Source organism: Pseudomonas sp. GD03903 (genome assembly GCF_029840045.1).
GTDB lineage: Bacteria > Pseudomonadota > Gammaproteobacteria > Pseudomonadales > Pseudomonadaceae > Pseudomonas > Pseudomonas pseudonitroreducens.
Map to the genome: position 1 here is coordinate 20,271 of NZ_JAOCBT010000036.1, position 7,826 is coordinate 28,096.

9 protein-coding genes are annotated in these 7,826 nt (G+C 65.7%); 4 read left to right on the forward strand and 5 right to left on the reverse strand.

Annotated features, from left to right (window positions below):
* Positions 1 to 903: an N-carbamoylputrescine amidase gene (aguB, locus tag N5C91_RS30780; protein ID WP_279834206.1), complete on the reverse strand. Its 903-nt coding sequence runs from the start codon at positions 901 to 903 to the stop codon at positions 1 to 3.
* Positions 903 to 1,958 (reverse strand): agmatine deiminase family protein, encoded by a 1,056-nt coding sequence (locus N5C91_RS30785; protein ID WP_279834207.1) that lies wholly within the window; start codon positions 1,956 to 1,958, stop codon positions 903 to 905. Before N5C91_RS30785 ends, aguB begins: the two co-directional genes overlap by 1 nt.
* 133 nt (positions 1,959 to 2,091) lie before the next feature.
* Here N5C91_RS30785 and N5C91_RS30790 point away from each other — a divergent pair, with 133 nt between their 5' ends.
* Positions 2,092 to 2,994: a LysR substrate-binding domain-containing protein gene (locus tag N5C91_RS30790; protein ID WP_279834208.1), complete on the forward strand. Its 903-nt coding sequence runs from the start codon at positions 2,092 to 2,094 to the stop codon at positions 2,992 to 2,994.
* A 164-nt stretch (positions 2,995 to 3,158) separates the two neighbouring features.
* Here N5C91_RS30790 and N5C91_RS30795 read toward each other — a convergent pair whose 3' ends face one another.
* Positions 3,159 to 3,590, reverse strand: a complete 432-nt coding sequence (locus N5C91_RS30795) for a helix-turn-helix domain-containing protein (RefSeq protein WP_236174055.1) — start codon at positions 3,588 to 3,590, stop codon at positions 3,159 to 3,161.
* A 108-nt stretch (positions 3,591 to 3,698) separates the two neighbouring features.
* On the opposite strand from N5C91_RS30795, the gene N5C91_RS30800 reads away from it, so the two are divergent.
* Positions 3,699 to 4,289 (forward strand): flavodoxin family protein, encoded by a 591-nt coding sequence (locus N5C91_RS30800; protein ID WP_279834212.1) that lies wholly within the window; start codon positions 3,699 to 3,701, stop codon positions 4,287 to 4,289.
* Entirely contained in the window at positions 4,286 to 4,510 is a 225-nt protein-coding gene (locus N5C91_RS30805) for a DUF2798 domain-containing protein (RefSeq protein WP_236174057.1), read from the forward strand. Before N5C91_RS30800 ends, N5C91_RS30805 begins: the two co-directional genes overlap by 4 nt.
* 173 nt (positions 4,511 to 4,683) lie before the next feature.
* On the opposite strand, the gene N5C91_RS30810 is transcribed toward N5C91_RS30805, so the two are convergent.
* A complete protein-coding gene (locus N5C91_RS30810) occupies positions 4,684 to 5,100 on the reverse strand; it encodes a hypothetical protein (RefSeq protein WP_236174058.1) in 417 nt (138 codons plus the stop codon).
* Between the two features lie 277 nt (positions 5,101 to 5,377).
* Here N5C91_RS30810 and N5C91_RS30815 point away from each other — a divergent pair, with 277 nt between their 5' ends.
* Complete coding sequence (locus N5C91_RS30815) at positions 5,378 to 6,382, forward strand: alpha/beta hydrolase (RefSeq protein WP_279834215.1); 1,005 nt, start codon at positions 5,378 to 5,380, stop codon at positions 6,380 to 6,382.
* Positions 6,383 to 6,445: 63 nt separating this feature from the next.
* Here N5C91_RS30815 and N5C91_RS30820 read toward each other — a convergent pair whose 3' ends face one another.
* Positions 6,446 to 7,696, reverse strand: coding sequence for an OprD family porin (locus N5C91_RS30820; RefSeq protein WP_236200928.1), 1,251 nt, complete (start codon positions 7,694 to 7,696; stop codon positions 6,446 to 6,448).
* Positions 7,697 to 7,826: the final 130 nt, after the last annotated feature.

Genomic DNA, 7,826 nt, shown 5'->3' on the forward strand with positions numbered 1-7,826 from the left:
TCAGACTCCTTGCCAGCGCGGGTGCAGGTGGCGGCCATCGAGGCCGAGCAGCGTGCCGTACATTTCCGGGCGGCGGTCGCGGTAGACACCCCAGGTCAGGCGCTCCTCGCGGGCCAGATCGAGGTCCAGCTCCCGTACCAGCACGGCCGCCTCGTTGCGCCCGGCCTCGGCCAGCAGCGCGCCCTTGTGGTCGGTGATGAACGACGAGCCATAGAAGCGCATGCGCAGCGCGTCATCGCTGAGCGCCACTTCCTCGCCAATGCGGTTGGCCGCCAGAACCGGCAGCAGGTTGGCGGCAGCGTGGCCGCGCTGGGCGGTCTGCCAGTGGTCGCGGGAATCCAGTTGCTCGGCACCCGGCTCGGAGCCGATGGCGGTGGGGAACAGCAGCAGCTCCGCGCCCTGCAGTGCCAGGCAGCGGGCCGTCTCGGGGAACCACTGGTCCCAGCAGATGCCCACACCAATGCGGCCGACGGCGGTATCCCAGACACGGAAACCGGTGTCACCGGGGCTGAAGTACTCCTTCTCCTGGTAGCCGATGGCGTTGGGGATGTGCGTCTTGCGGTAAATCCCGAGCAGGCGGCCGTCGGCGTCGGCCACCGTCAGTGAGTTGAAGTAGGCGTTGCCGGCGCGCTCGAACCAGCTGATCGGCAGTACCACGTTCAGTTCCGCCGCCAGGCTGGCGAAGCGCTGCAGCAACGGGCTGTCATCGTAGGGCTGGGCCAGCGCGAGGTGGGCGTGGTCCTGCTCGATGCAGAAGTACGGCGTGGCGAACAGCTCGGGCAGGAGGATCAGCCTCGCTCCGGCAGCCGCCGCCGCGCGCACGTGGCGCTCGGCTTCGGCGAGGTTGCGCGGCAGGTCCCAGCTGCAGGGGAACTGCAGCACAGCGACACTCAGCTTGCCCATCACAGGCCTCCCAGCGGCCAGGCCGGCTGCTGCTGGGTGATGCAGTGCACGCCGCCACCGCCATGGGCCAGGTTGTTGATGCGCACCGGCACCACTTCACGGCCGGGGAAGGCGCGCGCCAGTACTGCCGCGGCTTCGTCGTCGGCGGCGATGCCGTAGGCCGGCATGATCACCGCGCCATTGGCCAGGTAGAAGTTGGTGTAGGACGCGCAGAACACTTCGGCCTCGGTGTCGACAGCCGCCGTGGCTTCAAAGAGTTCGATCAACTCGAAGGAGCGACCCTGCGCGTCGGTGGCCAGCTCCAGCGCACGGCGGTTTTCGCGCGCGACTTCGGCGTAAGTGCTGGAAGCGTCGTGGGTGGCGTCCACCAGCAGCACGCCGGGGCGGGCGAAGGCGCACACACCGTCAACGTGGCCGTCGGTCATGTCGCCGGTGACGTACTGCGGGTCGCCCGGCAGCCAGATGGTCTTGGTCACGCCCAGCAGACGGGAGAAGATTTCCTCCATCTCGCGCTTACTCACGCCGGGGTTGCGGTTGGGGTTGAGCAGTACCGATTCGGTGGTGATCAGCGTGCCTTCGCCGTCCACATGGATCGCCCCGCCCTCGTTGGCCAGCGGCGTGCCGAAGCAGTCCAGGCCCAGGTGATTGAGGATGCGGCGGCCCAGGCCCTCGTCCAGGGTGTGCTCGGACTTGCCGCCCCAGGCATTGAAGCGCCAGCTCACGCCGGCCACGCCGAACTGCGGATGGCAGACGAAGGTCGGCCCGGAATCGCGGCACCAGCTGTCATCGATGGGCAGCGGCACCAGTTCGACGTTCGGCCCGCACAGCTCGGTGGCGCGAGTCATGGCGGACGGGTGTACCACCAGCTTCACCGGTTCGAAACGGGCAATGGCGTTGGCAACACCGGCGAAGTCTTCCTGCACCTGTTCCAGGGTGACGCGCCAGCCGCCCTCCCAGAGCGGACGGTTATGCGGGAATGCCATCCAGGTTGCCGCGTGGTTGACCCATTCGGCAGGCATGCGCCAGCCGTTCTGCCTATCGTCGATGCGATGCATATTCGAACCTTTGGTAAGGAATTTTTATCGGAGGGAAAGGGTTAAGCGGCGCCTGATGACAATCCTAGGCCTGTAAAAACGCGGCAACAAACGATAGATTTTGCGTAAATCTGATTAGGCGAACTTATCGATCATGCTCAAACACTGGCCTCCCCTGAACGCCCTGCGCGGCTTCGAAGCCGCCGCGCGCCTGGGCAGCTTCCACAAGGCCGCCGAGGAGCTGCACCTCACCCAGTCGGCCATCAGCCAGCAGATTCGCAGCCTGGAAAGCTTTGTCGAGCAGCCGCTGTTCTACCGCTCGGGGCGCAAGGTGGCGCTGACCGACGCCGGCGCTGACCTGCTCAGCACCACGCAATCGATGCTGCAGCAACTGGCCGTGGGCATCCGCCGCCTGGACCAGTACCGCAAGCCCAACCAGTTGGTGGTCAACACCACCCCGGCCTTTGCCCGCCACTGGCTGGTGCCGCGCCTGGGCGACTTCCACGCGCGCCATCCGCAGATAGACCTGTGGCTGCTGACCACCGACGAAACCCCGGACATGTCCACCCAGACCATCGACATCGCCGTGCGTGACGACCTCGCCGCACAGGCCGAATGCCGCTTCCGCGTGCTGCTGGAGGATCGCCTCTACCCGGCCTGCCACCCTTCCGTGCTGGCACAGGCGGAACCGTCGCGCACTACCCTGCACGGCGAACGGGAGATGGACTGGGCGCACTGGCAGGTGCAGGGCGGCGCCGACGTCGGCCAGCGCAGCGAAGGGCTGAACTTCTCCGACCCCGGATTGCTGCTGGATGCGGCGAGCCAGGGCCTGGGCATCGCGCTGGTGAGCCAGTTGCTGGCGGGCGACGCGCGGCAGAATGGCTTGCTGGCCCCACTCAGCGAACAGACCGTGCGCGGGCCGAACTGGTCGCTGCTGGTGCATCAGCAGAGCGAGCGCAATGCGCAGGCGGTGGGCTTCTGCGAGTGGCTGGAAGCCGCGCTGGAACTCCCCCTACAGAAAGCCCGTCTCTCAGAGGGAACTGTCCGTGCCGGCTGACGCCATGCTTTCATCCCGCACCGCACAGTCCCCTGCTAGGTGAGGGTTAGGGCGAGCCCCGCGCAGGACTTTCACCTCCGTAGGGCGCATAACGCCTATGGCGTTATCCGCCTTGTCGGCGGATAACCCGTTCCGGGTTATTCGCCCTACGAAGACACCACCGATCAGGTCTTGCCCTTTTTCAACCGCCCCCGTTCCTGCTTCCCCTCCAGCGCACTCTTCGCCGCCGCCTTCACCAGGCGCTGGAAGGTCGGGCACTCGGCATGGCTGGGCGCCGGGCACGCCGCCGCATGGCGCAATCCACGGCTCATCGCGCGCAGCCGCTTGATCGTGGCATCCAGCTCGTCCGCCTTGGCCGCCAGCATCTGCCGATCGATGTTCGTGCTGCCGTCGCCGGCAAACATCGAGCGGATATCTTCCAGGCTGAAACCCGCCGACTGCCCCAGGCTGATCAATGCCAGCTGGTCGAGAATCTGCGGCGCGAACTGGCGGCGCGAGCCAGGTTTTGCGAGCGAGACGATCAGCCCCTTCTCTTCATAGAAACGCAGGGTGGATGCCGGCACGCCGGAGCGTCTGGCTACGTCAGCGATATCCATGGAACACCTCTTGACTTCAAGTTCGCTTGAACTTGTAGATTCACGCCAAAGCCCCTTCCGGTCAACCCGGACGCGGAATTGACCTTGCGTGCGAAACAGGAGAACCCCATGAAAAGCATCGCCATCGTCTACCACAGCGCCAGCGGCCGCACCGAACACATCGCCCGGACCATCGCCAGCGGAGCTCGTCTGGTGCCAGGCAATGAAGTGCATCTGCTCAAGGCGCAGGAGTTGATCGAGCAGCCGCAAGCGCTGCTCGGCTACCACGGCCTGGTTCTCGGCTCGCCCACTTACCTGGGCGGCGTCTCAGCGCCGCTGAAAGCCCTGATGGACGCCACCGGGCCGCTCTGGCGCCAGCAGAAGCTGCGCGGGCGCCTCGCTGCCGGATTCACCGTCTCGGCGCTGCCGGCGGGCGACAAGCAATCGACGCTGATCGCGCTGTTCACCTTCTGCATGCAGCACGGGATGCTCTGGACCGGCAACCCGATCCTTCCCGAGCAGCACCTGGGCGTGCCCGAGGGCGAAGCCGCCAACCGCCTCGGCTCCTGGTCCGGGCTGATGGCCCAGGCCGACAAGACCGCGCCGGACTTCTGCCCCGGCGATCTGAAGACCGCGCGCTTGTTCGGCCAGCACTTTGCCGAAACCCTCAGCCGCCTTCAGCAGCCACAGTTCGAGCACGCGCAGGAGGCCCACGCATGATCCCGCGCCGTTACGCGCCGCTGCTGTTCGCACTGATTCTGTCCGGGGTGATGAGCCTGCTGGTCTCCGGCCTCGCCACCGGGCGCGCGGTCGGCCTGGCGCCAGGCTTCGCCCGGCTCTGGCTCGGCGCCTGGCTCGGCAGCTGGAGCATCGCCTTCCCGCTGGTGCTGCTCATCGCCCCGCTGACGCGCCGCCTCGTGGAGAAGCTGGTTCGCGCGTAGGAGCGGGCGCCGCCCGCGATATGCTGTCGCCCCCCTCCGTGAATAAGCCAGGCGCGCGGATCAACCAATCGCGGACGGAGTCCGCTCCTACGAAATCTGATACCTGGGTAGGAGCGGACTCCGTCCGCGATCGCCATCCGCCCGCAGAGGTCCAGCCAGGAATCCCCGCCGGCTTACTGCTGAATCCCGTCAGTGAACCGGCAGAAGCCGTCACGCACCGCGCCTTCGGTGGTGTACATACCGCCCAGGGTGACGAAGACATAGCTTACCTTCGAGCCCGACCCCGCCTTCTCCACCACGATGTTCAACGGCGCATTCCGGCTGCTCAGGATCACGCCCTGGTAGGCGGAAATGGTGCCGCTCTTCTCGTCGGCGCTCTGGATGGTGAAGCCCTCCTTCACCAGGGTCTTCTGCGCCCGGTCGAAGACCTTGGCGTATGGCATGTCCAACTGCACGTTGGAGGTGAAGGTCTTGCCGGCGATGAAGCCGCCTTCGGTGTTGAAGTTGTCTTCGCACTGCTTGCCGGTCTTCTGGTGCGCGCAGCCCTGCAACAGGGCGGCGGCGAGCAGAATCATCGTGACTCGTCGCATCATCGTTCCTTGATCTCGTGGGGCCGCCATCCCTGCGGGTCTACAGCGGCGAAGGGGTTTTATAAGCCGAGGGCCTGCGCCCTGACCAGACTTTTCCTTGCCCGGTGAGAGGTTCGACACGGGAAAAATCGCCAATAACCCCCTCAAGCACGCACTTTCGTGCCATTCGTCCCGGAATTTTCCCAGCAGAGGATTCATGCTCGCCTACGCTTTGTCCGGCCCACCCCAACAAGGAAAAGACATGTCGGAGCACTTCGATAGCAGCCGTCGCGACCTGATGCGCCTGGCAGCGGTAGCACTCGCCGCCACCCAATTGCCCGCCGTCGCCCTGGCGGCCAGCGAGAAGAGCAAGGCCACCGCGTCACTGAAGGCCGGTACCCACACCAGCTTCAAGGCGCTCAAGCAGATCGATGCCGGCCTGCTCAATATCGGCTATGCCGAAGACGGCCCGGCAGATGGCCCGGTGGTGATCCTGCTGCATGGCTGGCCGTACGACATCTACAGCTTCGTCGACGTAGCGCCGGCGCTGGCCGAACAAGGCTTCCGGGTCATCGTGCCGTGGCTGCGTGGCTACGGCAGCACGCGCTTCCTCTCAGAGCAGACCATGCGCAATGGCCAGCCCGCCGCGGTGGCCAGCGACATCATTGCGCTGATGGACGCGCTGAAGATCGACAAGGCCGTGCTCGCCGGCTTCGACTGGGGCGCACGCACCGCCGACATCATTGCCGCCCTCTGGCCGGAGCGCTGCAAGGCGCTGGTGGCGGTCAGCGGCTACCTGATCGGCAACCAGGCCGCCGGCCAGCAACCGCTGCCGCCGGAAGCCGAGTTCCTCTGGTGGTACCAGTTCTACTTCGCCACCGAGCGCGGCGCTGCCGGCTACGCGAAGAACACCCGCGACTTCACCCGGCTGATCTGGAAGCAGGCCTCACCCAAATGGGACTTCGATGAAGCCACCTTCGAGCGCAGCGCCAAGGCGTTCGAAAACCCCGACCACGTCGCCGTCACGATTCACAATTACCGCTGGCGGCAGAACCTGGCGGCAGGCGAGCCGCAGTACGACGAGCTGGAACAAAAGCTCGCCAAGGCGCCGCCGATCAGCGTGCCGACCATCACCCTGGAAGGCGACGCCAACGGCGCGTTCCACCCGCCACCCAAGGCCTACGCGGCGAAGTTCACCGGCCACTACGAGCATCGCACGCTGACCGGAGGCATCGGCCACAACCTGCCGCAGGAAGCACCGGCGGCATTCGCCAAGGCCGTCGTCGACGTCAGCAAGTGGTAAGGCCCACGTCGAACACATGAAAAAGCCCCGCCTGAGCGGGGCTTTTCGGTAGTGCCTGGCGCGTTACCAGATCGGCAGCGTGTAGCTGACGATGAAGCGGGTCTCGTCCATGTCGTTGCCGAAGCTGCTGCGGAAGGTACTGTTGCGCAGCTTGAAGCCGACGTTCTTCAGCGGGCCGCTCTGTACCAGGTAGCCGACATCGGTGTCGCGCTCCCACTCCTTGCCGTTGCCCTGGCCGTTCAGCAGGTCGATGTTGTCGCCGCGCAGGTAGCGGGTCATCAGGCTCAGGCCGGGCAGCCCGTAGGAGGCGAAGTTGAAGTCGTAGCGCAGTTGCCAGGAGCGTTCGTCCTTGTTGGCGAAGTCACCGATCTGCACGTAGTTGACCAGGTACGGGTCGGTGCCGGACAGGTAGGCGAAGCCGGTGTCGCCGGACATGCGCTGCAGGCCCAGGCCGAACGCCTGGTTGCCCAGCTTGTAGGTGAACATGGCGTTGAGCGCGCGGTTGTCGACGTTGCTGCCGCCATCGTCGGTGGAGCGTGCCCAGCGGATGTCGGACTTGAGCGACTGGCCCTCGGCAATCGGCAGCGTGTGCACCAGGCTCACGTAGTGCTGGCGATAGAGGTCTTCGAGGTTGGCGTAGTGATAGCTGGTGCTCAGCTGGCTGTTCCAGCGGTAGGTGCCGCCGGCGATGTTGAAGCGATCGCTGGTGAGGTGGCTGCCGGCGACGATATTGCGCTTGTTGCCGCGGGTCATCGACAGGTCTTCGTCGTTGGACGAATCACGCTGCTTCACCTCGCGCAGCTGGCCGAGCTGCAGGTCGAGGTCGTCGAGTTCCTTCGACTCCACCAGCGCGCCCTGGAAGGTCTGCGGCAGCAGGCGGGTGTCGTTGTACTGCACCACCGGCAGCTTGGGCAGCAAGGTACCGACCTTCAGCGTGCTCCTGGATACGCGCAGCTTGGCGGTGAGGCCGAGGTCGCTGTAGTCGTCGGCGGCGCGCTTGTCGCTGGCCGAGTAAGGCAGCAGACCGGAGCCGGAGCGGTCCGGGCTGGAATCCAGTTTCAGGCCCAGCAGGCCGAGGGCATCGACGCCCACGCCGACGGTGCCGTCGGTGTAGCCCGATTCGTAGCGCAGCAGGAAGCCCTGCGCCCATTCCTCGGATTTGGACTGCGCGGCACCGCTCTGGCGGTAGTCGCGGTTGAAGTAGAAGTTGCGTGCTTCGATGCTGGCCTTGCTGTCGGCGAGGAAATCCGCGTGGGCGAACGAGGGCAGCAGCGCCAGTCCGGAGACCAGCACAGGGGTACGACGATTTTTCATTGTTCTTGTTTCTTTCTACTGGGGTGTTGGCAAAACGCCGGGCCGATGACAGCTGGCCCGGCCAGGGGAATGAGCAGGATCAGAGGGTCTTTTCCAGCTCCGGTACGGCTTCGAACAGATCGGCGACCAA